The 24,288-nt window shown below is 67.7% G+C and carries 28 protein-coding genes; 17 read left to right on the top strand and 11 right to left on the bottom strand.

Features of this window, described 5'->3' with window-relative positions:
- Window positions 1-43 precede the first annotated feature (43 nt).
- Window positions 44-541 (bottom strand): RrF2 family transcriptional regulator, encoded by a 498-nt coding sequence (locus ACFC96_RS13885; RefSeq protein ID WP_376226846.1) that lies wholly within the window; start codon window positions 539-541, stop codon window positions 44-46.
- A gap of 106 nt (window positions 542-647) precedes the next feature.
- Between ACFC96_RS13885 and ACFC96_RS13880 the strand changes: the two genes are divergently transcribed.
- Window positions 648-1,379 (top strand): SDR family oxidoreductase, encoded by a 732-nt coding sequence (locus tag ACFC96_RS13880; RefSeq protein WP_340459118.1) that lies wholly within the window; start codon window positions 648-650, stop codon window positions 1,377-1,379.
- Window positions 1,380-2,048: 669 nt separating this feature from the next.
- Here the strand turns inward: ACFC96_RS13880 and ACFC96_RS13875 are convergent.
- The 4 genes from ACFC96_RS13875 to ACFC96_RS13860 form a co-directional block, all read right to left on the bottom strand.
- On the bottom strand, window positions 2,049-2,918 hold the full coding sequence (locus tag ACFC96_RS13875; protein WP_376612355.1) for an LLM class F420-dependent oxidoreductase: 870 nt from the start codon (window positions 2,916-2,918) through the stop codon (window positions 2,049-2,051).
- Between the two features lie 164 nt (window positions 2,919-3,082).
- A complete protein-coding gene (locus ACFC96_RS13870; protein WP_376227917.1) occupies window positions 3,083-3,565 on the bottom strand; it encodes a GNAT family N-acetyltransferase in 483 nt (160 codons plus the stop codon).
- A 502-nt stretch (window positions 3,566-4,067) separates the two neighbouring features.
- Window positions 4,068-4,835, bottom strand: a complete 768-nt coding sequence (locus ACFC96_RS13865; RefSeq protein WP_376612353.1) for a FadR/GntR family transcriptional regulator — start codon at window positions 4,833-4,835, stop codon at window positions 4,068-4,070.
- A 23-nt stretch (window positions 4,836-4,858) separates the two neighbouring features.
- The gene (locus ACFC96_RS13860; protein ID WP_376612352.1) at window positions 4,859-6,292 is read right to left on the bottom strand and encodes an amidase; all 1,434 of its coding nucleotides are present in this window, start codon (window positions 6,290-6,292) and stop codon (window positions 4,859-4,861) included.
- Between the two features lie 124 nt (window positions 6,293-6,416).
- Here ACFC96_RS13860 and ACFC96_RS13855 point away from each other — a divergent pair, with 124 nt between their 5' ends.
- Genes ACFC96_RS13855 through ACFC96_RS13845 form a run of 3 tightly spaced genes read left to right on the top strand, consistent with a single transcriptional unit; the run spans window position 6,417 to window position 9,338 of the window.
- The gene (locus ACFC96_RS13855) at window positions 6,417-7,010 is read left to right on the top strand and encodes an isocitrate/isopropylmalate family dehydrogenase (protein ID WP_376612351.1); all 594 of its coding nucleotides are present in this window, start codon (window positions 6,417-6,419) and stop codon (window positions 7,008-7,010) included.
- A gap of 31 nt (window positions 7,011-7,041) precedes the next feature.
- Window positions 7,042-8,535, top strand: coding sequence for an aldehyde dehydrogenase family protein (locus ACFC96_RS13850; protein ID WP_376612350.1), 1,494 nt, complete (start codon window positions 7,042-7,044; stop codon window positions 8,533-8,535).
- 5 nt (window positions 8,536-8,540) lie between these two features.
- Window positions 8,541-9,338 carry an SDR family NAD(P)-dependent oxidoreductase gene (locus ACFC96_RS13845; RefSeq protein WP_376612348.1) on the top strand — a complete coding sequence of 266 codons (798 nt, stop codon included), beginning with the start codon at window positions 8,541-8,543 and terminating at the stop codon, window positions 9,336-9,338.
- A 230-nt stretch (window positions 9,339-9,568) separates the two neighbouring features.
- Here the strand turns inward: ACFC96_RS13845 and ACFC96_RS13840 are convergent, their stop codons facing one another.
- Window positions 9,569-10,075: an SDR family NAD(P)-dependent oxidoreductase gene (locus tag ACFC96_RS13840; protein ID WP_340459286.1), complete on the bottom strand. Its 507-nt coding sequence runs from the start codon at window positions 10,073-10,075 to the stop codon at window positions 9,569-9,571.
- Between the two features lie 115 nt (window positions 10,076-10,190).
- Here ACFC96_RS13840 and ACFC96_RS13835 point away from each other — a divergent pair, with 115 nt between their 5' ends.
- Window positions 10,191-10,673 (top strand): Asp23/Gls24 family envelope stress response protein, encoded by a 483-nt coding sequence (locus ACFC96_RS13835; RefSeq protein ID WP_376612346.1) that lies wholly within the window; start codon window positions 10,191-10,193, stop codon window positions 10,671-10,673.
- A 164-nt stretch (window positions 10,674-10,837) separates the two neighbouring features.
- Here the strand turns inward: ACFC96_RS13835 and ACFC96_RS13830 are convergent, their stop codons facing one another.
- The 3 genes from ACFC96_RS13830 to ACFC96_RS13820 form a co-directional block, all read right to left on the bottom strand.
- Window positions 10,838-11,995: an RNA-guided endonuclease InsQ/TnpB family protein gene (locus ACFC96_RS13830; protein WP_376612344.1), complete on the bottom strand. Its 1,158-nt coding sequence runs from the start codon at window positions 11,993-11,995 to the stop codon at window positions 10,838-10,840.
- Window positions 11,996-12,363: 368 nt separating this feature from the next.
- Window positions 12,364-13,371, bottom strand: coding sequence for an SRPBCC family protein (locus ACFC96_RS13825; protein WP_340457908.1), 1,008 nt, complete (start codon window positions 13,369-13,371; stop codon window positions 12,364-12,366).
- 3 nt (window positions 13,372-13,374) lie between these two features.
- On the bottom strand, window positions 13,375-14,196 hold the full coding sequence (locus ACFC96_RS13820; RefSeq protein WP_376266768.1) for a histone H1-like repetitive region-containing protein: 822 nt from the start codon (window positions 14,194-14,196) through the stop codon (window positions 13,375-13,377).
- Window positions 14,197-14,458: 262 nt separating this feature from the next.
- On the opposite strand from ACFC96_RS13820, the gene ACFC96_RS13815 reads away from it, so the two are divergent.
- Genes ACFC96_RS13815 through ACFC96_RS13780 form a run of 8 tightly spaced genes read left to right on the top strand, consistent with a single transcriptional unit; the run spans window position 14,459 to window position 18,296 of the window.
- Window positions 14,459-14,818 (top strand): gas vesicle protein, encoded by a 360-nt coding sequence (locus ACFC96_RS13815; protein WP_376227350.1) that lies wholly within the window; start codon window positions 14,459-14,461, stop codon window positions 14,816-14,818.
- A gap of 33 nt (window positions 14,819-14,851) precedes the next feature.
- Window positions 14,852-15,337 carry a gas vesicle structural protein GvpA gene (locus tag ACFC96_RS13810; RefSeq protein ID WP_340457911.1) on the top strand — a complete coding sequence of 162 codons (486 nt, stop codon included), beginning with the start codon at window positions 14,852-14,854 and terminating at the stop codon, window positions 15,335-15,337.
- A gap of 21 nt (window positions 15,338-15,358) precedes the next feature.
- Window positions 15,359-16,072: a GvpL/GvpF family gas vesicle protein gene (locus ACFC96_RS13805; RefSeq protein ID WP_376266765.1), complete on the top strand. Its 714-nt coding sequence runs from the start codon at window positions 15,359-15,361 to the stop codon at window positions 16,070-16,072.
- A 9-nt stretch (window positions 16,073-16,081) separates the two neighbouring features.
- Complete coding sequence (locus ACFC96_RS13800) at window positions 16,082-16,333, top strand: gas vesicle protein GvpG (protein WP_340457913.1); 252 nt, start codon at window positions 16,082-16,084, stop codon at window positions 16,331-16,333.
- Between the two features lie 33 nt (window positions 16,334-16,366).
- Complete coding sequence (locus tag ACFC96_RS13795; RefSeq protein WP_340457914.1) at window positions 16,367-16,852, top strand: gas vesicle protein; 486 nt, start codon at window positions 16,367-16,369, stop codon at window positions 16,850-16,852.
- The gene (locus tag ACFC96_RS13790; protein WP_376266756.1) at window positions 16,845-17,660 is read left to right on the top strand and encodes a GvpL/GvpF family gas vesicle protein; all 816 of its coding nucleotides are present in this window, start codon (window positions 16,845-16,847) and stop codon (window positions 17,658-17,660) included. Before ACFC96_RS13795 ends, ACFC96_RS13790 begins: the two co-directional genes overlap by 8 nt.
- Complete coding sequence (locus ACFC96_RS13785) at window positions 17,657-17,899, top strand: gas vesicle protein (protein WP_340457916.1); 243 nt, start codon at window positions 17,657-17,659, stop codon at window positions 17,897-17,899. The genes ACFC96_RS13790 and ACFC96_RS13785 overlap by 4 nt, the downstream gene beginning before the upstream one ends.
- Window positions 17,889-18,296, top strand: a complete 408-nt coding sequence (locus ACFC96_RS13780; RefSeq protein ID WP_340457917.1) for a gas vesicle protein K — start codon at window positions 17,889-17,891, stop codon at window positions 18,294-18,296. Before ACFC96_RS13785 ends, ACFC96_RS13780 begins: the two co-directional genes overlap by 11 nt.
- A gap of 466 nt (window positions 18,297-18,762) precedes the next feature.
- Here the strand turns inward: ACFC96_RS13780 and ACFC96_RS13775 are convergent, their stop codons facing one another.
- Complete coding sequence (locus tag ACFC96_RS13775; RefSeq protein ID WP_340457918.1) at window positions 18,763-19,068, bottom strand: 4a-hydroxytetrahydrobiopterin dehydratase; 306 nt, start codon at window positions 19,066-19,068, stop codon at window positions 18,763-18,765.
- 971 nt (window positions 19,069-20,039) lie between these two features.
- Here ACFC96_RS13775 and ACFC96_RS13770 point away from each other — a divergent pair.
- Window positions 20,040-20,576 (top strand): isochorismatase family cysteine hydrolase, encoded by a 537-nt coding sequence (locus tag ACFC96_RS13770; protein ID WP_340457919.1) that lies wholly within the window; start codon window positions 20,040-20,042, stop codon window positions 20,574-20,576.
- A gap of 272 nt (window positions 20,577-20,848) precedes the next feature.
- Here ACFC96_RS13770 and ACFC96_RS13765 read toward each other — a convergent pair whose 3' ends face one another.
- Window positions 20,849-21,901: a Ku protein gene (locus ACFC96_RS13765; protein WP_340457920.1), complete on the bottom strand. Its 1,053-nt coding sequence runs from the start codon at window positions 21,899-21,901 to the stop codon at window positions 20,849-20,851.
- 269 nt (window positions 21,902-22,170) lie between these two features.
- Here ACFC96_RS13765 and ACFC96_RS13760 point away from each other — a divergent pair, with 269 nt between their 5' ends.
- The 3 genes from ACFC96_RS13760 to ACFC96_RS13750 are packed head-to-tail and all read left to right on the top strand — an operon-like array spanning window position 22,171 to window position 24,242.
- Complete coding sequence (locus ACFC96_RS13760) at window positions 22,171-22,863, top strand: HemK2/MTQ2 family protein methyltransferase (RefSeq protein ID WP_376612341.1); 693 nt, start codon at window positions 22,171-22,173, stop codon at window positions 22,861-22,863.
- Complete coding sequence (locus tag ACFC96_RS13755; RefSeq protein ID WP_376612339.1) at window positions 22,802-23,155, top strand: CDGSH iron-sulfur domain-containing protein; 354 nt, start codon at window positions 22,802-22,804, stop codon at window positions 23,153-23,155. Before ACFC96_RS13760 ends, ACFC96_RS13755 begins: the two co-directional genes overlap by 62 nt.
- Window positions 23,145-24,242: an iron-containing redox enzyme family protein gene (locus tag ACFC96_RS13750; RefSeq protein ID WP_376612337.1), complete on the top strand. Its 1,098-nt coding sequence runs from the start codon at window positions 23,145-23,147 to the stop codon at window positions 24,240-24,242. The genes ACFC96_RS13755 and ACFC96_RS13750 overlap by 11 nt, the downstream gene beginning before the upstream one ends.
- Window positions 24,243-24,288: the final 46 nt, after the last annotated feature.

Raw genomic sequence — 24,288 nt, 5'->3', positions numbered from 1 at the left:
CGCCCGCCAACACGTCGCGCCGTGAGAAGCGGGTCCGATGAGCTCATCCCTCTCCGCGCGCGCCGGGGCCGTCGGTCAGCCAGGAGCCGATCCTCGGCAGCGCCTCGGGGCCGCTGTCGCCCTCCACTGACGTGACGAGACCGGCGACGGTGACGGCCGCCAGGGATGCCCGCCATGCCGCGTCGGCGGCACCCATCGCCCGGGCGATCGGGCACTGCTTCGTGCACTGTTCCGGAGGGGTTGCAAATGGTCCGCGCTGGCGGATCTCGGTGCACACGAATGCGGGAGTCGTCCCGTCGACAGCCTGGACCACGTCCAGCAGAGTGATGTCATGGGCGCTCTTCATGAGTACGTAGCCGCCGGTCTTGCCCTGGATCGAACGGACCAGGCCCGCCCGGGCCAGCGCCTGCATCTGCTTGGCCAGGTAGCTCGGCGACACGTCGTGGAGCTCGGCCAGCCGGGCCGCCGGCACGGGCTCGTCCGCCACGGTCAGCACCACACAACAGTGCAGCGCCCACTCCACGCCACCGGACATCTTCATGCTCCGCCCACCTCCATTTGACTCGGACATAGACTATCCGAGTATTATCTCGGACATCAGTTATCCGAGTTTGCGGGGACGCTCGACTCACGAAAGAAGGCACACCATGAAGATCACCGTCATCGGCACGGGCCTCATCGGCTCTCAGCTCGCCACGAAGCTCACCGACCGTGGCGACGACGTGACCACGGCGTCACTGTCGTCCGGCGTCAACCTGCTCACCGGGACCGGCCTCGACCAGGCCCTCGCCGGCGCCCACACCGTCGTCAACGTGACCAACTCCCCCACGTTCGACGAGCAGTCCCTCGACTTCTTCCGCACTTCGGTGGGCAACCTGCTCGACGCGGGCAAGCGAGCCGGCGTACGTCATCAGGTCGCGCTCTCCATCGTCGGCGTGGACCAGGTGCCCCAGCTGGACTACTACCGCGCCAAGGCGCTGCAGGAAGAGCTGCTGCGCAACGGCCCCACTCCGTACTCGATCGTGCGCGCCACGCAGTTCTTCGAGTTCATGGAGCCGACCATGTCGTGGACCTCGGACGAGACCGCCGTACGGCTGCCCGCCACCCCCATCCAGCCGATCGCCAGCGCCGACGTGGTCAACGCCCTCGCGGACGTGGCCACCGGATCGCCCCTCGGCGGCATCCTCAACGTCGCAGGCCCCGACAGGTTCACGCTCGACGAGCTCGGCCGCATCACACTGGCCGCACGTGGGGACGAGCGGCCCGTCGTCGTCGACGATCAGGCCGGCCTGTTCGCCGCCGTCCAGGGTGACGTCCTCACCCCCGGCCCGGACGCCCGCCTGGCGCCCACGCACTACCGGACCTGGCTCAACGGCTGAGCTCCCCTCGCCGATGCGGGCCGGAAACGGTCCCCTCGACGCCCGCCCCCGCGCACCCTGGCCGCGTCCAGCTCACGCGACCCGGACTTGGCGGTAGCGGGCTCGGCAAGGAGACGGCACACCGGGCGCCGATCACAGATCCCCTCGACGATCGGCACCTGTCGGCCTGGTCGCGCAGCTCCTGCCGCGCGGTCCGCGCCAGTGACCGAGCCACCCACAACGCGTCACAGCGCACACCGGCCGACCGCATCGCCTGGTGCGCCGTCCGCTTCTACTGCTCGTCCGCAAGCCTCGGTCCCCCTCATGACGAGCAGCGAACCACGGCTCCCCGTGGATGAGTTGACCGTAGTCGTTCTGATGAGGGAGGGAGCAGGCCAGCTGGGGGCGGGGGGGAGCACCCTGAGCTGTGCTTCGACGCGCTGACCACCCGCCGCCTGGCCCGTATCCGGATGCGACGGGCCGGCGCGGGAATTCGGCCTGTCCCACGACCTCTGTTGTTCGGTGCCACGCGACATGGTGGAGCGCTCGGACGCCCTCACTCGGTGGCAGGCCTTCTCCCTGCTACGCGACCAAGTTGCGTGCCCTCGGGGCCCAGGTCGACCCCGCAGTCCCCCTGGGAGACAACTTGCGGCCGTACAAGGGTGCGGCTGGGGCTCCGGTCGGCCCTGGCTATCCCTCAGAGCGAATCCACGTCCGGGCAAGTTCCGCGACCCAGGCGGCTGCCGCGTCGGGCGCGGGCGGAGGTGCGCCGACGACGACGAGTTCGGTGACGCCCGCCGCATCGAGTGCGGGGAGGTGCTCCGGGGTGCCGTCGCTCAGCGCGACGGCGACCGTGAGCTCGTCAAAGGCCCGACCATGACGGGCACACTCATCGGCGAGAACGGCGATGCGCGCCGGGACGTCGGCCGCCGCGACGTTGAAGCCGTACCAGCCGTCGGCGAGCGTGGCCGCGCGGCGCAACGCGGCGTCGCTGTTGCCACCGACCACGACCGGGAGCCGGCCGCCGCGCAGGGGCTTCGGGTTGACCCGGATCGCGTCGAAGCGCGTGAACTCCCCCGTGAAGGAGGCCGGGTCCTCGCCCCAAAGCGCGCGCATCGCGGCTAGGTACTCTTCGGCGCGCCGCCCGCGCTCGGCGAAGGGGACTCCGAGCGCCGCGAATTCCTCGGCCGACCAGCCGACCCCGACCCCGAGGCTGAACCGCCCGGCGGAGAGCACGTCGAGTGTGGCGGCCTGTTTGGCGACCAGGACCGGGTTGTGCTCGGGCAGCAGGAGCACGCCGGAGGCGAGCTCGATCCGGCTGGTGACCGCCGCCGCGAAGGTCAGGGCAAGCAGCGGGTCCAGCCAGTCCGCGTCCGCGGGCACGGCGATCCGGCCGTCCGCGGAGTAGGGGTAGCGCGACGCGGGCGCGTCCACGAGCACCACGTGCTCGCCGCACCAGAGCCTCGCGAAGCCGTGCGTCTCCGCGGCTGTGGCCACCGTACGGATCACCTCGGGACGGGCACCGTCTCCGATACCGAGCGCGTGCAACCCCACTCGCATGTTCCACCTCCGGGCGTCACCTTAAGTGCGCGCCGGACGCGCACACGTGATGTGGCGCCCGGCGCGCGCGGGCGGTGGCGCGGCGGGAGCGTGACCCGCCAATGGGGGAGGCGGAGACACTGGGAGTGAGAGTGGCCCCAGGTCTGCTCCAGCGCGCACGCTTGTCAGAGCCGGCGGAAGTACACGGCGGCCGGGACTTGGACGCACCCGAGGCTCTCGTACAGGGCTCTGGCCGGCGCGTGGAACGGGTCACCCCCGGTGCCGATCTCGACCATCTCGGCTCCTAGCGATTTCATCGCGTCGAATGCGTGCCGGCAGAGCGCAGTGCCCGCGTGGTCGCGGCGGTGCCCGGTCGCGATGGCCAGGATCGTGATGGTTCCGTGCCTGCGGGCCGGGTCGACGCTCCATCCCACATACCCGGCGATGTCGCCCTCGGTTTCGGCGACCGCGACGTACTTGTGCCGGCTGGGATGGTGGAGCTCGGCGAGCTGCTTGCGGTAGTCGTCGCGCCAGTTGCCGTGCTGGAGGGTGAAGATGGCCTCGCCCACGAGTGGGCGGAAGGAATCCTCGAAGAACGGCCGGAACGTCTCGATGGTCAGCTCGATCAGACGTGCCTGATCGCGTTGGGCGAAGGGGCGAATGAGCATGGAAGATGTCTCTCTGGGCGAGGGGTCGAACGCTGAACAGAACAGTCGTCGACTGGCTCGCGCGGCCGCGGGCGCGGCGGCGGGCCGCCCCTCAGTGGCGAATGCGCCGGGCTGCGAAGCACTCCATGCGCTTCACGCTACCTCACCGCGGGGCGGGGCTTCTCCGGGGAGTGATGCGTTCATTTGCCTTGAGTACAGGGTCAGTTGAGAACCCGTCAGTCCGATGAGACATCATGAGGACCTGCCTGCTTCAGTGCGACAGGACACCTGCCTGCCTCACGGACGCTTCAGCGCGGAGATCGCCTCCGCGGCGGAAACGGCATAGGCATAGGCAAGCCGACCCTCGGGAAGTGATCGTGCCAAACACCGCCGTCGCCTCGTGGCCCCCGAGAACTCCCGTGTCCTGACCACAACCTGACTGCACCTTCCTCATATCCAGAGGCAGAAAACGCTCGCGCCCCCGGAGAACATCTCCGGGGGCGCGAGCGGGACAAAGGCATGCTCAGGCGTCTTCGTCGTCCACCAGCGCGGTCAGCAGACCCTGTTCGTCCTCGGGGACGTAGCCAGCGTAGTAGTCGTAGAGCGAGCGTCGTGAGAGGCGTGCCGCCGCCAGGCCGTCCCGTACGCGGATCGCCTCCAGCACATCCTGATGGTGATGGAGCGACTCCCGCATGAGCGCCTTGCTGTTGCTCGCGTGGGCGACCTTGTCCGAGATCAGCGACAGGACGGCACCCCTGACGACCTGGTTGCACACCTCGATGAGGGAATTGCGGCTGGCCACGGCCACCGCCTCGTGGAAGGCGACATCGGCCCTGCTGAACTCCTCGTAACCTTCGTCGATCGCGTCCGACATGACGGCGAGCGTGCGCTCCATGGCGGACAGTTCCTCCTCGGACCTCAGCCGGGCCGCCAGTTGGCTCGCCGAGCCGTCGAGCATCATGCGGAACGAGATCAGCTCGGCCATCGACATGTTGTCGAACTGGACGAGCCGGGTCATCTCCTTGGTCAGGCCGGCCGGCGAGAACGGCAGGATCTCCGGGCCGTTCGGGTCGCCCGGTCGCGAGCGGACGAGCCCGCTGCTCTCCAGGACACGCAAGGCCTCCCGCACGGTGGGCCGGCTCGCCCCGAACTGTGTCACCAGCTCCCGCTCGCTCGGCAGCCGTTGGCCGGGCTTCAGGTCACCTCGCGTGATCGCCTGCTCGATCTGCTCCACGATGCGCTGGTAGAGCCGTACCGGCGCTACCTGCCGGAACTGTGCGCCGCTGCTCACGGCTGTTTCCCCTCGAGCGTGATTCATGTCGTCCTCTCCCCCGTGAGCGTCCCGGGGACGCTGTCCGGCCAGTGCGGAACCGCCTCTGCAGGACGGTTCCGTTCGTACCACGCCGCCCCCCTCAGGACCCCGAGATCGTCGAAGCGGCGACCCGAGATCTGCACGCCGATGGGCCGACGGTCCGTCGTGAAACCGCAGTTGACGGTCGCGGCGGGCTGCCCCGACATGTTGTACGGCGCGGTGAATCCGATGTGGTGCATCGTCTTCCCGTCCCCCATGAACGGCATCGGCTGCTCAGCGGGGAACGCCGCCACCGGAGCGGTCGGCGAGAGCACCAGATCGTACGGGAGCGTCGCCGCCACGGTCCGCTCCTGGATCCGCATGATCTGCTGATGGCACCGGAGCACCTGCGTGCCCGGCACGTCCGCGCCTTCCTGGCACCACTGGACGATGTAGGGCAGGACGCGCTGACGGGCTTCGGGCGCCAGCGCGCGGAAGTCGTTCCAGGACCGCACGCGCCAGAACAGATCCAGGTCGTCCAGGAGATCCTGGGTCATGAACGGCCCGACCGGCTCCACGACGGCTCCCGCCGCCTCGAAGACCTCGGCAGCATGTCGCACCGCGGCGACAATCTCCGCGTCGGCCGGCTCCCCGCACCCGGCGTCCAGCTGCACCCCCACGCGCAGTCCGTGGACGTCGACGTCCAGGGCCGACCAGTCGATGTCCTGCGGCGGCAGGCTCGACCAGTCCCGGGCGTCCGGTTGGCTCAGGACCCGCATGAGCAGGGCGGCGTCCGCGACGGTGCGCGTCAGGGGACCGGCGCAGCGCCCCTGGTACGGGGCGTCCAGCGGGATCCGCCCGTAGCTGGGTTTGAGCGTGGCGAGCCCCAGCCAGGTGCCCGGCAGCCGGATCGATCCGCCGATGTCGGTGCCGACGTGCAGCGGCCCGTACCCCCCGGCGGCCGCGGCGCCCGCGCCGGAGCTCGAACCGCCCGTGGTCCAGCCGGGGTTCCAGGGGCTGCGGGTGATGCCGTGCCGGCTGGAGACGCCCGAGGAGAGCATGCCCCAGTCGGGCATGACGGTCGAGCCGAGGACCACTCCACCGGATTCGAGGACCCGCGCGGTGATCGGCGCGTCCGCGTCGGGGACCACCGGTTCGGCCCCGGCGTTGCCCGAAGACATGGGCACGCCCCGGCGCGCGACGTTCTCCTTCAGCGTCACGGGCACGCCGTCGATGGGCCCGAGGGGTTCGCCCGCCGACCATCGGGCCTCGCTCGCCTGAGCCGCCTTGCGGGACGCGTCCGGGTCCCGCACCCAGAACGCGTTAAGCACGCCCTCACGTGCCTCGATCACCGACTGGACGGCGTCGTGGACATCGACCGGCGACAACGTGCGGTCGGCGAATCCGGCCACCATCTCGACGGCCGACATGGCGGCCAGGCTCTGTCCCCTGAGCACCCGCACTCTCCTTCGCTCGCGATGTCTGAGGTAGGCGAACCCTTGACAACGACAGTTTCCATCGTCACGGTACCTGGCAAGTGAGCTTACTGGTCAGGCCAGTTGCAGCGAAAGGGTGGCGTGCATGCCGCGAGACACCGAGACGGATGGTCTCGCCGTCCTTCCGGACGACGGAATCGGTCCCGAGGTCGTCGCGGCGACCGTGCCCACGCTGCGGGCCGCGCGGGAAAGTGACGGTCATCGGCTCGACGTGACCGACCTCGACCGGGGCGGCGAGCGGTTCCTCCGGGAGGGCGCGGCCATGCCGTCCGACGTGGCCGACCTCGTCGAGCCGTCGGACGCCGCACTCTCCGGCACCGTCCGACGGCCCGGTGTGCCCGGGCACGAACTGATCCGGGGACGGATCAACGACCTGCGGTCGCATCTTCGCCCCCGCCGTGAACATCCGCCCGGTGCGCGCGTTCCACGGCATTCCCACCAAGGTGTACGACACCGACGACGTGGATCTGGTGATCGTCCGGGAGACACCGAGGGCGAGTACGTTGGCGCCGGCGGGGTGGGACACGCGGACAGCGGCCATGATCTCGGCCTCGAGCTCGCCGCGCGCTCCCGCCGCGCCATCGAACGAGCGGCGCACCAGGCCTGCGCGCCGGCCGGGCGGCGATCGGGCCGCCTGTGCCTGGTGACCAAGTCCAACGCGATGCGCTGTCCGGAATGACGGCGATCGACCTCGACCGGGAGTACCGACCGTGACTACGCACGACAAACCCACCAGCGACGAAGGCCTGTTGGTGAAGGAGTTTCCCGAGGGCCTTCCCATCGGCGACACCTGGGTGGTGGCCCCCGCAGCCGATCATGTCCGCTTCCCCTACGACGGGACGCTCGTCGCCTCGGCGCCGGTCGGGGACACCGACCTCGCGCGCCAGGCCCTGGACGCGGCGGTCGCGGTCCGCCACCAGGTCGGCCGACTGCCCTCACACACCCGCAGAGCGGCGCTGCTCGCGACACACGAAGCCGTCACCGCCCGCCGTGACGACTTCGAGCGGCTCCTGGTCCTGGAGACCGGCAAGCCGCTCGTCGACTGCCGCGTCGAGGTGGACCGCACCTTGCTGACCCTGCTGACCGCGGCCGAGGAAGTGGCACGGCTGCACGGCGAGACGGTACCGCTCGACCTGCTGCCTTCGGGCGACGGGCTGCTCGGCTTCTGGACGCGCAGGCCGATCGGTGTCGTGGTGGGCATCGCGGGCTTCAACTACCCCCTGCTGCTTGCCACGCACAAGATCGCGCCCGCCCTGGCCGCGGGCTGCCCGATCATCGTCAAGCCCGCGCCACAGACACCGCTGGCCACCCTGTGGCTGGTGCACCTCCTCCGCGAATCCCTGCTCGCCTGCGGCGCACCGCAGGCCGCGGTGCAGCTGGTGACCGGCGGCCCGGAGCTCGGCGCCGTGCTGACCACCGACCGCCGGATCGGAGCGGTGTCCTTCACCGGCTCCGCCGCCGTGGGCCACCGGATCGCCAAGGACGCGGCCCCCACCAAGGTGCTGCTCGAACTCGGTTCCAACGCCGCATTGGTGGTGGCCGCCGACGCCGACCTCGACGCCGCAGCCGACGCGGTGGTACGCGGCGGCTTCTACGCGTCCGGCCAGGCCTGCATCAGCGTGCAGCGGGTCGTCGTGGTGGACGCCGTGCGCGAGGAGTTCGTGGCCCGCGTGAAGGAGCGGGTGGCCGAGGTGACCGTGGGCGATCCCCGCGATCCGCACACACGTGTCTCGGCCCTCATCGACGAGCGGTCGACCGAGCGGGTGTGCGCATGGCTGGAGGAGGCGGTGGCGGCGGGCGCGTCGCTGCTGGCCGGGGGCAAAGTGACCGACGGGGTGATCGAGCCCGCAGTGCTGCTCGACGTGGACCGCGGCCTCCCCCTGTGGGACGAGGAGGTCTTCGGCCCTGTCGTCGCGATCCGCTCGGTCCCCGATCTGGAGAAGGCCTTCGACCTGGTCAACGACTCGCGCTACGGACTGCACGCGAGCGTCTACACCAGCGCCCTCGACAGCGCGTTCGCCGCTCTCGACCGTCTGGAGGTGGGCGGCGTGGTCGTCAACGAAGTTCCCGGCTTCCGCTCCGACGTCATGCCGTACGGCGGTGTGAAGGACTCCGGGGCCGGACGGGAAGGCCCGAGGTTCGCCATCGAAGAGCTCACCGTGACCCGCATGGCAGTGATCCGCCCGACGACGAAGAAGCCGTGAGGACCATGCACGACAACGACCACACCGATGCGATGGACACCTACTCCCGCCTGTTCCGGCTCGACGGCCGCAAGGCCGTAGTGGTGGGCGCCGGCAGCGGAATCGGCCGCGAGAGCGCCCTCGCGCTCGCCGCGCACGGCGCCACGGTGGTGTGCGCCGACCGCGACCTGGAGGCGGCCACGCAGACGGCGTCGATGGGCAAGGAGATGTTGGCGTACGCCCTCGACGTGCTGGACGGCGAGGCGGTCGCACGCGCCGCCGAGGAACTCGGCGCCGTCGACGTGCTCGTCTTCACCGCCGCGACGAACGTGCGCAAGCATCTGCTCGACTACACGGCGGACGAGTTCGACCGAGTCGTGTCGCTCAATCTGCGCGCCTCCTTCGACCTCGTACGGGCCTTCGGCCGGGGCATGGCCGACCGCGGCCGCGGGAGCATCATCGGCTTCAGCTCGATCCGTTCGGTGGCCGTCGAGCCGGGCCAGGGCGTGTACGCGGCCACGAAGGCCGGCCTCGTCCAACTGCTGCGCACCGCGGCGGCCGAGCTGGGACCGTCGGGTGTGCGGGTCAACGCCGTCGCTCCGGGCGTCGTGGAAACACCGCTGACCGCGCAGATCAGGTCCGTGCCCCAGTGGTCGCAGGCCTACGCGTCCAAGAGTGCCCTAGGCCGCTGGTCCCGGCCCGACGAACTGGCCGGCGCCGTCGTCTATCTGGCGTCGGACGCGTCGTCCTTCGTGACGGGGAGCCAGCTCTTCGTGGACGGGGGCTGGACGGCGATCGACGGACGCTATACGCCGCCCAGCTGAAAGAGTTCGGCATGCGAAGGCCCGCCACCGAATGGGTGGCGGGCCTTCGCATGCCGAGGCGAACTGCTCTGCCTCCTGGGGAGGGCGAGCACTCAGGAGATCCGTCCGTGAGCTCGCAGGTCAGCGGACGAGGTGTTCGGCCTTGTCACGGTTGATGGAAAGGTCCCGGTAGTCCAAGGCGATGTCCTCCGGGGCACGGTGCGGGACGTCCTCCGGAGCCCGTGCGCCGATCAAGAGTTGATAGCGATGCTGGCGGCATAAATACCCCTGACAGCAAGGGAGTTGTGGAGAGTGAGCGCCCAGTTGCGCTGCCAGGCCTGGGCGACGTTGGTGTCCGCGAGCATCGCGTACGGGTGGATGGCACCGCCGCCTGTGGCGAACAGCACGGTGCCGGAACCGGCATCGAGCATCGCGGGCAACACCGCCTGGACGGCGGTGACCGCGCCGGAGAGCAAGTTGTCGGCCTGCGGACGCAGATGGTCGAGGGTCACGGCTTCCGGCTGAGCCACGGACAGACCGGCGTGCGGCGAGACCTCCAGGACGTCGATGCGCCCCAGTTGCTCCGCGGCCACCTTGAGGGCGCCGGTGAGCTGATCCGCGTCGGCGATGCCGGCGGCGAAACCCTCTGCAGTGATCCCGGACTCCGCGAGTGCACCGGCGAGGGCGTCGAGCTTGTTCTGGTTACGGGAGATCAGGACGACGTCGAATCCGTGGCCGCCGAGGGTCGGGCCTTTCATCGGACAGGGCCGATCCACTCGAATGGCGGAGGGCGGTCGCCGAGCGCAGAGTGAGAACCGGGGGCCCGAGCGAGCGCGAAAGCCGCTTGTGCCAGCAACTCTCTGTGAGGCAGCCATGGCCGACATCGAGCACACAGGCGAGAGAACAGCCTCCGGCGGCACCATCGCGGGCACCCCGTCACGACGGAGCGCGCAACCAGCGGACGCGGGTGGCAGGACGACCATCGCCGACAGTGTGGTGGCCGTGATCGGCGGGATCGCCATCCGCGATACCGATGGTGTCCACTCTGTCGGCAAGGGTTCCTCCAAGGCTCTGGGCGCGGTAACGGGCCGAATGTCCGCATCGTCGAGCCTCAGCCGGGCGGTCAAGGTGGAGGTGGGTGAGACGCAGGCCGCGATCGACGCGGACATCGAAGTCGAATACGGGATCCCGATCCATGAACTCGCCGGCCAGCTGCGGACCCACATCTCCGACGCGGTGGAGACGATGACCGGTCTGGACGTGGTCGAGATCAACATCAACGTCTCCGCCGTGCACGTCCCCGGCGACGACAGCGCTGACGAAGACAGTGCCGGCAGCGGATCCCGCACCCGATGAATCCACGGCGCCCCGACGGCCTTCGCCGCGATCGGCGCTGAGACAGGGTGGGCCCAACGCCCAAGGGGACCGGTCAGGAAGTCAACTTGACCGGCCCTGAAGGACCGGGTTTGGAGGTAGTGCCCAACTGGCTGCTGGGTGGGCTCCTCCGTCCAGACACCCCGTTATGGGGTGGCAGGGACGCGTGACTCACGCCCCGCAGTCCACACGTTCTCGCCGCGTTGGGCGATGTTGTGGGAAGCGTTCCGGTCGGCGTGGGCAACGACCCCGCACCCCCGGCAGATGAAAAGCCCCTGGTCGACCCGGTTGCGCTTGTCGACGTGCCGGCACTGCGAGCACATCTGCGACGTGTACGCGGGATCGACGTAGACCAGGGGCACACCGGCCCTGCGGGCCTTGTAGACGATGAAGTCTCCGAGCTGGGCGAAGGCCCAGGAGTGGAGCGTGACCCGTTGGGGCTTACGGAGCCGTACCCTCTGCCGGATTCCCTTGAGTTCTTCCAGGGAGATCCCGGCCAAGGTGCGTTCAGCCTCGGTCACGATCGTCTTGGCGATGATGTGGTTGGTGTTCTTGACGTGCCGCTGCTCGCGGCGGGAGCGTTCTTTCAACCGGCGTTTGGCGGACTTGGTGCGCTTCTTCTGCAACTTCCGCCGCAGGGCCAGCTGGCGTTTGCGGTAGCGGCCCAGACCGCGCCCGGCGGCCCGGTAGCCGGTGGACGTGGTAGCGATGTTGACGATGCCGAGGTCCACGCCGATGAAACCGTCCGGCTCGTACGCCTCTGCCTCGGGCACGTCACAGGTGGCGATCAGGTAGAACACGCCGTCGCGCTCGATCAGATCGGACTCACCCTTGCGGTAGTCGCGGAGCGTCTTGAGCGCGTCGGCGGAGCACACGAACGAGACGTTCTTGATGCGCCCGGCCACCGTCCAGATGGACACCGTCTGCTGGTCGTACTGCCAGCTCAGACACCGGTCGTCGTACGGCTGCGCGGCCTCGGGCCGGAACGCGATCGGCTTGGACTCCGCCTTGACCCGACGCCTCGACTTCGGCTTGCCGAGATGTCCGGCGCGCAGGTTGGCGTGCAGCGTGGTGTACGCGTCACGCACCTTCTTGATCACATGCTGCGCGGCCTGCGCCCCCAGCCCTTCGGCCTTGAGATGCAAATACGTGTGCCTACGCAGCTCATACTCACGCGGCACGCCGCGAGCGAACGCCACCTGGGACACCCAGCACGCCAGATCGTTGACCGTACGCAGCGTGGAGCGCAGCGCGGCGACCTGTTCGGCCTCCGGCAACAGCTTCACCTGCACCACGATCTTCATACCGAAACCCTATGCGGGAGCACTGACAACACAGCAGACCCGCGCGTACGCGCAGCTCACCCCCATTTCGAGAAGTGATTCCTCCCGGGCCCGAAGGCCCGGGGATCCTCACTAGATCCCGCTGAATGTTCACCGTGCCGCGGATGCCGTGGCGCCTGCGCGTGCACTTCCCAGAGCAGTACGCGCTGTCGGCGGGCAATGCGGTCTGGGGGCAACCGCCGAGAAGCTCTTGGGAGTACGGACGAACTTAGTCGTGAACCCGTCTTCCAGGAGCTTCTGCGGCGTGGGACGACAACGCTGCGACATACAGCGGCCCAACTCGCCCGCAGACCCCTCAGATCCCTCAGACGCCGCACGCTGGAAAGGGCTCACTCTTCGTCGTCTTCGTATGCCTCTTCGTCGTCCTCCTCCTCGTCGGGGCCCTCTTCGTACTCTCCCTCCTCTTCCTCCTCATCGGGCTCCTCTTCGTCCTCGTACTCTTCTTCGCCGTTCTCTCCCGTGTCCTCATCCGCTTCGTCTTCTTCGTCCGCCGCTTCCTCCTCTTCCAGAACTTCCTCATGGGACCGGACCACCTCGCCGTCGCGAATTTCACCGCGCCAGCCCTCGGGATCCTCGTCGGCGAACGTGACGTAACGCTGGAAGTGCTTGAAGTCCAGACGCAGACGCCGCCCTTGAGCGCGCCAGAGGTTGCCGGTCTTCTCGAAGAGCCCCGAGGGGTAGTACTCGACGACGAGCACGAGACGGGTCAACGTGGGCGTCAGCTCATGGAAGCTCACGCAGCCGCGGGTGGTGCCCTTCGCGCCTTCCGAGGTCCAGATGATCCGCTCGTCCGGAACCTGTTCCTGGACGGTTGCCTTCCAACTGCGGCTCGACGGGCCGACCTTCAGCTTCCAGTCGCTGGTCGCCTCGTCACTCTTGGAGACGCTGCGTACGCCTTTGGTGAAACTGCTGAACTCCTCGTACTGGGTCCAGTGGTTGTAAGCGGTGCGAATCGGAACGCCCACGTCCAGCACTTCGACCATGTTCATGGACTTGTTGCCGCCGGACTTCTTTCCGCCTCCGCCCCCGAAGACCTGCTGAACCTTGTCCACCACGCTGTCCTTCACGCCCTTGGCCTTCTCGCCGACGAACGCCTTCAGCGGGGATTCACCCTGAAGAATGCGTCCGCCTATAGCGGGCAGGGACCCACCGAGTCCGGCGAGGGACCCACCGTTCTCGGCTACGTCGAGGAGTTGATCGGTCACATCCTCCAGCTTGTCGCCGGCACGCTCGACGAGGTGCTCGGCCTGCGCACTGAGGTAGGCGCCAAGCTCGTCGCGCAGGATTTCCAGGCCCGTTCCTTCTTCGCGGTCGGCGCCGCGATCTTTGGTGGCCATGACCTACCTCCGCCGCGCAGCAGTCTTCTTGGCAGTCGACTTCTTCGCTGGAGCCGACTTCTTGGACGAAGTCCTCTTCGACGTCGCTTTCTTGGCCGGCGCCTTCTTCGCTGCCGTCTTCTTCGCTGCCGTCTTCTTCGCCGGTGTCTTCTTCGCTGCAGCCTTCTTGGCCGGCGCCTTCTTCGCTGCCGTTTTCTTGGCCGGCGCTTTCTTCGCAGCCGTCTTCTTCGCCGGTGCTCGCTTCTTGGCGGGAGCAGTCCTCTTTGCCGCGGTCTTCCGAGGGCTGGGTTTGGCCGCCTGCCGCCTCCCAGTCGTTCCCGCTGAACGGCGGCGCCGCGGTGGTTCCTCCTCGGCCTCTTCTTCCTCTTCCTCCGGCTCTTCCTCCTCGCCCTCCAGCTCTTCCTCTTCCTCCTCTTCCTCCGGTTCTTCTTCCTCTTCCTCCTCTTCTTCCTCCGGCTCCTCCTCTTCCTCTTCCTCCGGCTCTTCCTCCTCTTCGTCCTCGTCCTCGTCCTTCTCACCGATGCGCAGCGTGCGTTCATGGAGGGAGTCAGCGAGGCCGACGAGGCTACGATCGGCCGCAGCAACCAGAGCTCCACGTCCCGCGTCCAGCAGTTGGCCACGTACCTGCTCGTTCAGCTCGCCGACCCCTGGAACATCTCCGAGTTTTTGCAGGCCTTGGGTCAGGAGCTGCTGAGGATTGAGCCCGAAGCGGCGTCCGGCGAGATACGTCGCCACCCCGAACGCGAGACGCGCTTTCTTGGTACGCCCTAGCACGTAGCCGCCCGCTACCGCGGTGGCAAGAGCGATCTTGGTCGTGTCGTTCATGAACCGGTCCCCTTCGGAAAGGGCAGAGGCAAGGAACCCAAGGAACCCCGGTTCAGGGCCAACACCACCCGGCCCAGCCCGGATCGAGGAGAGAGACCGCATGCGCCGCCTCACACAGCACCCTGCACCCCCCGGAGCCTCACATCCTCGTCCGGCAGGCTTCCTCGAAGCCGCCCACCACCACTGCGAGATGTGGCCGTATATGATGAAATTCTACGTTCGCGCGTGGGATCTGGCGCCCTCACCGACGACGGGAGTGACCATGGCCCCGGCAGAACCCGCCAAGCGGCGCTCCACCGGTAGCCGCAGCACCACCCGGGGCGCCGGCGGTGAAACCCGACGCCGTTCAGGCAAAGGCGGCAAGGGTGGTGCCGCAGGGGCCATGCGTGCCGCAGCAGAGCAATTGCAGGAGCTTCTCGGACGAGCCCCGGAGTCGGTTTCGGCACTAAAACCCACCGATGACGGATGGGAAGCCGATGTCGAGGTACTCGAATTGGAACGCGTCCCCGACACCACCAGCGTGATGGCCAGCTACCGAGTGACTCTCGACAAGGAGGGCGATCTCGTGGCCTACGAAAGGACGCGCCGCTACACCCGAGGACAGATCGATCGGCGAGGCTGAGATACAGCCGAATTGCCGGTGAAGGGAGGCACCATGACTGTGGTGCCGCAAGGTGGAGGCGCCGTCGCTCAAGGCGGTGGCAGCAGCGGCAGCCTCTACGACGTCCTGGAACTCATTCTTGATCGCGGACTTGTGATCGACGTCTTCGTCCGCGTCTCACTGGTCGGCATCGAAATACTGAAGATCGACGCTCGCATCGTCGTGGCCAGCGTAGACACGTATCTGCGATTCGCAGAGGCATGTAACCGTCTCGATCTCGAGTCCGGGCGAAAAGCACCGAGCCAGCTCACCGACATCGTCGGCGATTCGATCGAGAGCGGAGCCAAGGGAAAGTCCAAGGGCGCCCTCTCGGGTGCCGTCGAAGCCATCACCGATACCGTCAAAGGTGTCACGGAGGGTAACTCCGAGGAAGAGGAGGAGGATGAGGACGAGGGGGAGGCAGAGGAGGAGAAGGAAAGGGAACCCGTGGAGAGGCGTCGACGGCCTGCCCGGCGTGCCTCCCGGCGGGAGCGGGGCTAGCCCCGCGAGGAGGAGTAAGCCATGGCCGTTTACATCTACTCCATCACCGGCAAGCAGCACCCTCTGCACCTCGGCGACCTCCAAGGCGTCGGCGAGACGCCGGCAGAGCTGCGCGTAGTGACGGCCGGATTGCTGTGTGCTGTCGTCAGCGACGCCCCGGAGGACCTTCGGCCCAAACGTCGCGACATCAACGCGCACCAGGCGGTGCAGGAGCGGCTCATGGCGGACGGCACGGTGCTTCCTCTGAGATTCGGGCTCATGGCTGCGGACGACGAAGCCGTACGGGCCGCACTGGAGGAACGTGCCGAGGAGTATGCGGACAGACTTCGCGCACTCGAGGGTTGCACCGAGTACCACCTCAAAGCGTCGCAGGATGAGGACTCCCTGTTGCGTGAGATTCTTCAGGACTCGGCCACTGCGCGGCAGCTCAACGAGGCGATACGCGCGGGTACGGCCGGTCCGGATGCACCCGTCCAACTCGGTGAGCTGGTGGCCCACGAGGTGCAGACTCGTCAAGAGGCCCTGGCCGCAGGAGTGATCGAAGCCCTGCGCCCCTTCGCCCGAGAGTTTGACTCCTCTGCCCCGACCGGATCGGACTTCCTCAGCGTCTCGTTCCTTGTGACCGACGACCAAGAAGAGGGCTTCCTGACCACAGAGTTGAGCGTGGCGAATCAGTTGGGCGATGACTTCGAGCTGCGGCTGAGCGCTCCTCTCCCGCCCTACAGTTTCGTCTGAGGAGTAGTCATGGGTCTCTTCACGCAGCTCGTCACTCTCCCCCTTGCACCGGTGCGCGGTGTCATATGGACGGTCGACCGCGTCCTGGAAGCAGCGGAGAAGGAGTACTACGACCCGGCCCCCGTGCAAGCCGAACTCGCAGAGCTCGAGCGGCAGTTGCTCTCGGGGCAGATTGACGAGGAGACCTTCGACCGACGCGAGGACGAACTGCTCGACCGACTGGAAGAGATTCGGGCCCATTGGCGGGGCGGGCAACCCTGACCCGGCACGACGAGGGAACACGAGGCCACCACCGTGACTGAACCTCTGGCCAACAGGCCCGTCTCCTACCCTTCCAGAGCAGCTCCGCCTTACGGGCAGGGCTCTTCCGCCAATCTCGCCGACATCCTGGAGCGCGTGCTCGACAAGGGCATCGTGATCGCGGGCGACATTCAGATCAATCTCCTCGACATCGAGCTGCTGACCATCAAGCTCCGGCTCATCGTCGCGTCGGTCGACAAAGCAAAGGAAATGGGCATCGACTGGTGGGAGCACGACCCCTCACTGTCGTCACGGAGCAGGAACGACCGGTCACTCACCGAGGAGAACCGGCGGCTCCGTGCGGAGATCGATGCGCTCCGGAGCCGCGAGGCACTGCCCGAGCAAGAGCACGAGCACGAACACGAGCGCTCGGACGAAGACCAGGACGCGGAGGCAGAAGCAGAAGCGGAAGCGGAAGAAGAGACAGGGACGGACCGACCACGCGACAGGCGTCGACGAGGACGTGCTCGCGATGAATGACCTCGTCACCTACGTGTATGCCGTGGCCCGCAACGCCGACCGGCTCGAGGAGTTCATCACCGCGCTCAACGGCGTCGCCGACACCCCGGTCCGTCTCGTGCCCGGCAGTCACGACAACACCCTGGTACTCGTGGCAAGTCACGTGCCCGCGCAGGACTTCCAGGAGGACGCCCTCAAGCAACGCCTGGAAGACCTGGACTGGCTCGAGTCGGTTGCCCGCGCGCACCACGCCGTCATCGAGACCGTGGCTGCCCGCACGACGGTGCTTCCACTGCGTCTGGCAACGGTGTATCTCGACGACACCAGGGCGCGCGACGTCCTCGATGGTGGGCAGGCCGTGTTCACGGACCGTCTGGCGCGCCTGGCCGAGCACGTCGAATGGGGAGTCAAGATCTACGTCGAGCCGTCCGCTGCACCGGCCGCCCCTGAGCCCCGGCGAGGGGCAGATCTGTCCCCGGGGCGCGCGTACCTGCGCAACCGCAGGCAACAGCAGAGCGTTCGGGACAGCGTCTACCAGGCTGCTCAACGGGCCGCCGATGCAGTCGAGGACGTAGGGCGCAGGTACGCCGCCGACAGGGCACGCCACCGAGTGCAGCAGGGCCTTCTCGCCGACGCAGCGGGCGAGAACGTCGTCAATGACGCATACCTTGTGCCTCTCGCTCAGTGTGAGGAGTTCCGAGCCGGGGTGGAGCGAGCCGCTGACGGACTGCAGGGCGTTCGGATAGAGGTCACTGGGCCCTGGGCCCCCTATTCCTTCGCCATGCCACCCACCGAGACCGATGACGCCTCGACTGGTCCGCGACCATGACGACTCCCGACGAACCATCGTCCGCGGTCGAGCCACTGGCCCAGCGGCAAGTCGCGCTCATCGACCTGCTGGACCGCCTCCTCAGCGGCGGCGTGGTCCTCACCGGCGACGTCGTACTGTCCATCGCCGACATCGATCTGGTGCGGGTCTCGCTCAGGGCGTTGATCGTGTCCATCAGCGAACAGAACCCTTCGCCCTGGGCTGAGGCGACGCCGTATGGAGACGACCATGACGGCTGAGGACGGGCGCGGGCCGGCCCGCCGCCGTGAAGAGGTCGCAGAGGCCGCTGAGCGCGCCTTCCGACTTCTGCCGGCAGCGCCTCGCGATCTGTCACCGTCGGGCAAGCGTTCACACGCATCCGCACGTCGGATCAGCTCCGATCCCGACACCGTGGAGCGAGACCTCATCAGGCTGGTCCTCACCTTGGTGGAGCTACTGCGCCAGCTCATGGAGCGGCAGGCGCTGCATCGGGTCGATCAGGGAGATCTCACCGACGAGCAGGAGGAGCACCTGGGGGCCACGCTCATGGTTCTCCATGAGCGAATGAGTGAACTGTGCGCCCAGTACGGGCTGACCATGGAGGACCTCAACCTCGACCTGGGTCCGCTGGGCACGTTGCTGCCGCCGTCCGACTGAACCCGCAGGGGCTCGGCCCTCCGGCACGACGGCAGGCAATGCGGCGGCCGGCAGAGCACCGGGACCTCCCCCGCTGATGGGCGGGACGGAGGCCGTCCCGACTCGTCCGGCGCCACGCAGGCAGGCAGGCAGGCAGGCAGGGGTGGTACGGCCAGGGAACACCGCGGGGTTCCTGGTCGCGACGCGAGACAGGGGCAGAATCTTCGCGCTCTCGACGGCCGCCGCCGTTCTTTCGTATGGATCCGCACGAAACCAATCAGGCCCAGAGAGGCTCGGACCATACGCCATCCGGAGGACGGCGCATACTCCGAGCGGCTGGGCGGGGTACCTCCGGGGCCAGACTCGGGGAGGCAGTCGTTTTTGCCTCCCCGGTGTGTGCCGTCAGCCATGCAGTGCCACCTACCGGCTCGTGACTACGCCGCCTGGACCGTTCCTCCCGGGCGAACCGGTTCCCCGGACGCGGGGGTTACGCGTTTCCCCGGACGTGCGAGCCTGCTGCGGTCTCGATGCGCTGAGCCAGTTCGACGTCCACATCAGTGAGGCCGTCATCGCCGCGAATCACGAAAGTCACTTGCTTGCCGCGAATGTCGACGTCGGGGAAGCATTCAAGAGTTTTGACGTCGTAGACGATATCTCCGACGACGTTGACAGCTGTGGCGAAGTCGTACACCTCGACGGTGCGGCGCAATGTGTTGCCTTCGCGGAGCCAGTACACCATGTGGGCGCCGGACATTCTCTTGTCAATTTCGGCGTCGTCGAGTCGGTTTGCCACGATGTCTCTCCTAAAGGTGCGGTCACCGCATACGGTGCCCTCCCCCATGTGTGCCGAGCCGTCACGACACGGCCGGAATCCGGGACCCACCCGCCTCCGATCGCCGAGGCGCCTCGGCCGGTGAGGAGTTCGCGCGCGGTCGGCGGCCTCCTGCCGCCCTTCTTCCCGCGCTCAGTTCCGTGCGTCTGGCTGCTCGCGCCCCGCGATGTCGGGGCTGCGATTGCTTGACAGCTTCATTCTTCTGCGGAGTGACGGCGCCCTTTCCTCTGTGCCGCAGATCGGGTGGTGATGGATGCGACCAGCTGCTTCTTCCATAATGCTCTGCTGTTCAGTCGGCGTGCACCTGCGAGTTCCTCGGCGAGCCTTCAACACCTGCGCGCCCATGTCACTCTCCCCTGGAAGATCCGGCCGTGGACGATCGCATTCACCGCCCAGGGCGGGCGTCTTACGCGCCCAGCCGATACCCGAGCCTCGTAGGTTCGCACGATGCGCAGTGACCTGGGGGCGTCCCGCTGCGCTGCGTGACAGTCGTCGACGGCACGTGACTTACGTCTTCAGTAGTTTGCACCGTAGTCACGCGCCTTTTAGAGACTGTCGGCGCCAGGCCAGAACCAGCCCGAGAGCTGCGCGGCCCGAATACGGCCTGATGGCGGAGGCAACCATGAAGCCCGGAAGCCGGAGCGAGGACGAGACGGCAGATTCCGCACATGCGCCCGTTCTCTGGCTCGACGAGCTGGTCGTACCGCCGCCGGAAGAGGTCCTGAGCCACCGTGTAGCCGGGGAGTACCGGCTGGGCATGGCCGCAGCGGGGCCTACGCCACAGACTCCGCTGGGTCGGGCACGCCGAAGGAAGAGTTCGATGCTGTCGCAGGCGCAGGTGGACCGCTCGAGGCCAAGGGACAGGGGTGCTTGTCTGCCGGCCGCGGAGATCCCGCCAGGCCGTGACGTCGGGCGAGTGGTACCTGTCAATCATGGGAAAGACCGCTCTCATCGTCATCGACATGATCAACTCCTACGATCACGCCGACGCCGACCTCCTCCTCTCCTCGGCCCGCGAGGTGCTGCCCGCCGTGGTCCGGCTGATCAGCAACGCGCGTGAAGGGGGCGTCCCCGTGATCTACGTGAACGACAATTTCGGTGAGTGGCGCTCCCACCACGGGGAGATCGTCGACACCGCGCTGGCAGGGCCCCACGCAGATCTCGTCGATCCGATCCGTCCGGACGAGGACTCTCTTTTCATCGTCAAAGCACGGCACTCGATCTTCTTCGAGACCCCCCTCAGCTATCTCCTGACCCAGCTGGACGTCGATCACATCGTCCTGTGCGGACAGGTCACCGAACAGTGTGTTCTGTACTCCGCGCTGGACGCGCACATTCGTCACCTACATGTGACGGTGGTCGACGACGCCGTCGCACACATCTATCCCGATCTGGCCGAGGCGGCGCTACGCATGATGGCGCGAAACATGTCGGCGGACATCCGCAAGGTCGACGAACTGTCCTTCTGACCCCGCCTGCTCGTCGGGAACCACGGCGGGCGTTACCGGCACGCCACCTCCACGGCACGTCAAGAACCCGGCTTTGCCGAAGGGTAGGTAGGTCGAGGCCGGCAGAGGGCGCACAAGGTGTCGGCAACCAACTACGCGTAGCCCCCGACGGGGCGGCGGGCTGGATCCGTGCCCGGTCGGCACCCAGGGCGTCCTGACCGCGCCCTGACGACGTCCTGACGTCTTGTAACAGACAAAGCCCAGATCCTACTCGGCCTCGCTGGGCTCGCTCGTCAGGCGGAAGACTTGCGCCGGTGGCGCTCACCGGAGAGCGATTTGACTAGTTCGTCGCGGCTCATGGAGGAGCGCCCTGGGACATCCTCCTCGGCGGCTCTCTGGTAGAGCTCCGCCTTGGTCAGGGACTCAAGGCCGGACGACTTCGACGAGCTGTGCGACGCCTGCCGCTTCGCTTTCGACCCCTTCCGGGACCCGCGCTTGTTCGCGCCCTCCTTGATATCCCTCGGAGCGCCTCCCGGGTCGCCGGTCTTCTGCTTCCCCTCGTGGTCTTCCCGCTCCCTGGCCCTGTCCAGGCTCGCGCGCAGGGCGTCCATCAGGTCGACGACGTTGGTGGACTCCGCCGGGGGCTCCGCCTTCCCCGCCGTCTTCCCGGTCCGCTTCGCTTCGACGAGCTTGGCGACCTCTTCCTGGTAGGTGTCGTGGAACTCCTCCGGCTTCCACTCCATGCTCAGCGCTTCGATGAGCTGTTCGGCCATCCGCACCTCACGCTCGGCCACCTCGACCTGGCCGGGGAGGGCGTCGATCGTTGCCGGGTCCCGGATCTCATCGGCCCAGTGAAGGGTGTGCAGGGTGAGCATGCCCGCTTCCGCCTTCACCGCGACAAGGTACTCACGGTTACGCATCACGAACGTGGCGATCGCGACCTTCCCCTGACTCTCCATCGCCTGAGCGAGGAGCCCGTAGGTCTTGGCGTAGTCCTTGCCTTTCGGACCCAGGTAGTAGGTCTTGTCGAAAAAGATCGGCTCGACATCGTCCAGAGCGACAAAACCCACCACCTCCAAGACCTTCGAACGTCCTGGGGCTATGTCTTCAAGTTCCCCGGGTTCGACGAGTACGTACTCGTCCCCGACGTCGTAGCCTTTCACGATCGCGTCGAGCGGCACTTCCTGGCCCGTGCGTTCGTTCACCCTCTGGTTCCGCACCCGGTCCGAGGTGCCGCGCTCCAGTTGGTGGAAATGGATGGCGTGGTGGTCCGTCGCTGTGAACAGCTGCACCGGCAAAGACACCAACCCGAAGGTCAGAGCGCCACCCCACACCGCACGTGCCATGGCAGTCGTCACCTCCTCACCCCTCCATGGCACCGCCGCTTGCGGCGGATCGCACGTCGGCGAGCACGCCCGGATCAGCCGCGACGCTCGGAGCAACGACGCCCGTACAGTCGAACGCCCATCAAGCCCTCCTGCCAGTTCTTCTCACGTGTGGATCTCGTCTCGTAGGGCACTCGGTGTCACACCAGACACAGACAGCGCATCCACCGAGCGTGAACGACGCCTATCTGACCGCCGTGGTCGCGCGTCCCAGGGATCGGAGACAGCCGATGGCTCCACAGGCACCCGCACGTGCCCCGGCGCCCACCGCCGCGCCCCGCCTGCTCCGCCCGCCCGGTGTGTACGCACCGCAGTGCGACACCCGGATACTCACCAGCGCGCTGTACCGGGAGCCCATAGGTCCCGGCACCGACGTACTGGACATGGGGAGCGGGAGTGGGGCGCTGGCTCTGCAGGCCGCGCGGCGGGGTGCCCGAGTGACCGCCATCGACATCTCGTGGGCCGCCGTGTGGACCACCCGCCTTAACGCGCTGCTGTCCCGGCAGCGCGTCACCGTACGGCACGGGGACCTGACCGCCGCGGTCCGCGGACACACTTACGACCTCGTTCTCAGCAATCCGCCCTACGTCCCGTCTCCGTCGGACGGGCCACCAAGTCGTGGCAGGGCCCGTGCATGGGACGCGGGGACCGACGGGCGGGCCTTGCTCGACCGCATCTGCGACACCGCCCCCGGCTCCTTGAGACACGACGGTGTTCTGCTGCTCGTGCAGTCGGCCCTGTCCGGAATCGACCGCACCCTGGATCGGCTCACCGGAGCCGGGCTGTACGCCGAGGTCGTCGACCGGGCGCGCATCCCTTTCGGACCGGTGCTCCGTTCGCGTACACCCTGGCTGCGCGGGCGTGGACTCATGGGCGAGGAGAACAGGGAAGAGCTGGTGGTCATCCGTGCCGCACGCATCTGAGCGACCGCGCCGTGTCACCGTCGATCCGGACGGACCACTGCTCGTGGAGGGTCCCGTCGAGGTCGTAGCCGAAGACGGGACCGTGTCCGTCTCACACCGCTTCACCGTCGCGATCTGCACCTGTCGGCGCAGCCGCACCTACCCGTGGTGTGACACCAGCCATCGCCGTCGCGCCAAGGCACGGACGACGGCGGACGCTGAGGCCGAAAGCGCACTGTCCACAGGCGCTTCTTCCACCATGGAGCCGTCGGCCGATTCACGTGGCCGAGAGCGATACGATCATGACTCGTGACAGCCGGGAGCCCCGACGTCGACCGACGCTCCCCCTGCCGCGCGGCGACATCTCGCACCACGTCATCGACACACTTCGCGGTGCCACCGCCACACCAGGCATCGGGTCACTGCCGCGGACCACCGACCCGTACGGGGACGACCTCCAGCTCGCCCTGTACGTGCTCTACGAAATGCACTACCAGGGGTTCACCGGTGTCAGGGACGATCTCGAATGGGACGCCGATCTCCTGGCCCTGCGCGGTCAGCTCGAAGCGCGTTTCCACCATGCGCTGCGGGCCGACGTTCCGTCGCAGGCCGATGCAGACGCCGCACTCGCACCTCTCCTCCTGGAACCCGTCGGCCACGACGAATCGAGCGTGACCCACTTCCTGCAGAGGGACGGCACAGCGGAACAGCTCAGGGAATACGCCGCGCTGCGATCGCTCTACCACCTCAAAGAAGCCGATCCGCATGCGTGGGTCATCCCGCGCCTGCGCGGACGCGCCAAGGCCGGCATGGTGGCCGTCGAGTTCGACGAGTTCGGCGCCGGACGGCCCGAGAACATCCACGCTCAACTCTTCGCCGACCTCATGACCGACCTCGGCCTGGAACCCGGCTATGGCCACTACACCGACGTCGCTCCCGCTCAGGCGCTGGCCACCGTCAACGTCATGTCCCTGTTCGGACTGCACCGTGTTCTGCGCGGGGCCCTCGTGGGTCATTTCGCCGCTGTCGAGGTGACCTCCTCACCCGGCTCGCGACGACTGGCCGCGGCCCTGCGGCGCACCGGCGCGGGTGCGGCTGCGACACATTTCTACGACGAGCACGTGGAGGCCGACGCCGTCCACGAACAGGTGGTGCGCCGCGAGGTCGTCGCCGGTCTGCTGTCCGACGAACCGGAACTCGCCCCCGATGTCGCCCACGGAGTCGATGCCACCGTCTTTCTCGAGGAACGCCTCGCCCGCCGCCTCCTCGGAGCCTGGCGGAACGGCCTCAGCGCACTGCGCACGCCATTGGATCCGGCTCCGGCGAGGCCGACGCCACGTCACACAACGGCATCAGCGCCTCGCGGCTGGGCGCCCGGACCCGCGGGGAGGAACTCATAGCGCCTGAGTACGGTGCACTTCTCTCCGGCGGGTCCGCGCGTGCGTC

Origin of the sequence: Streptomyces sp. NPDC055955 (assembly GCF_042270245.1) — a bacterium.
In the GTDB taxonomy this organism is placed as follows: Bacteria; Actinomycetota; Actinomycetes; order Streptomycetales; family Streptomycetaceae; genus Streptomyces.
This window is presented reverse-complemented; position numbering and strand designations above follow the sequence as displayed.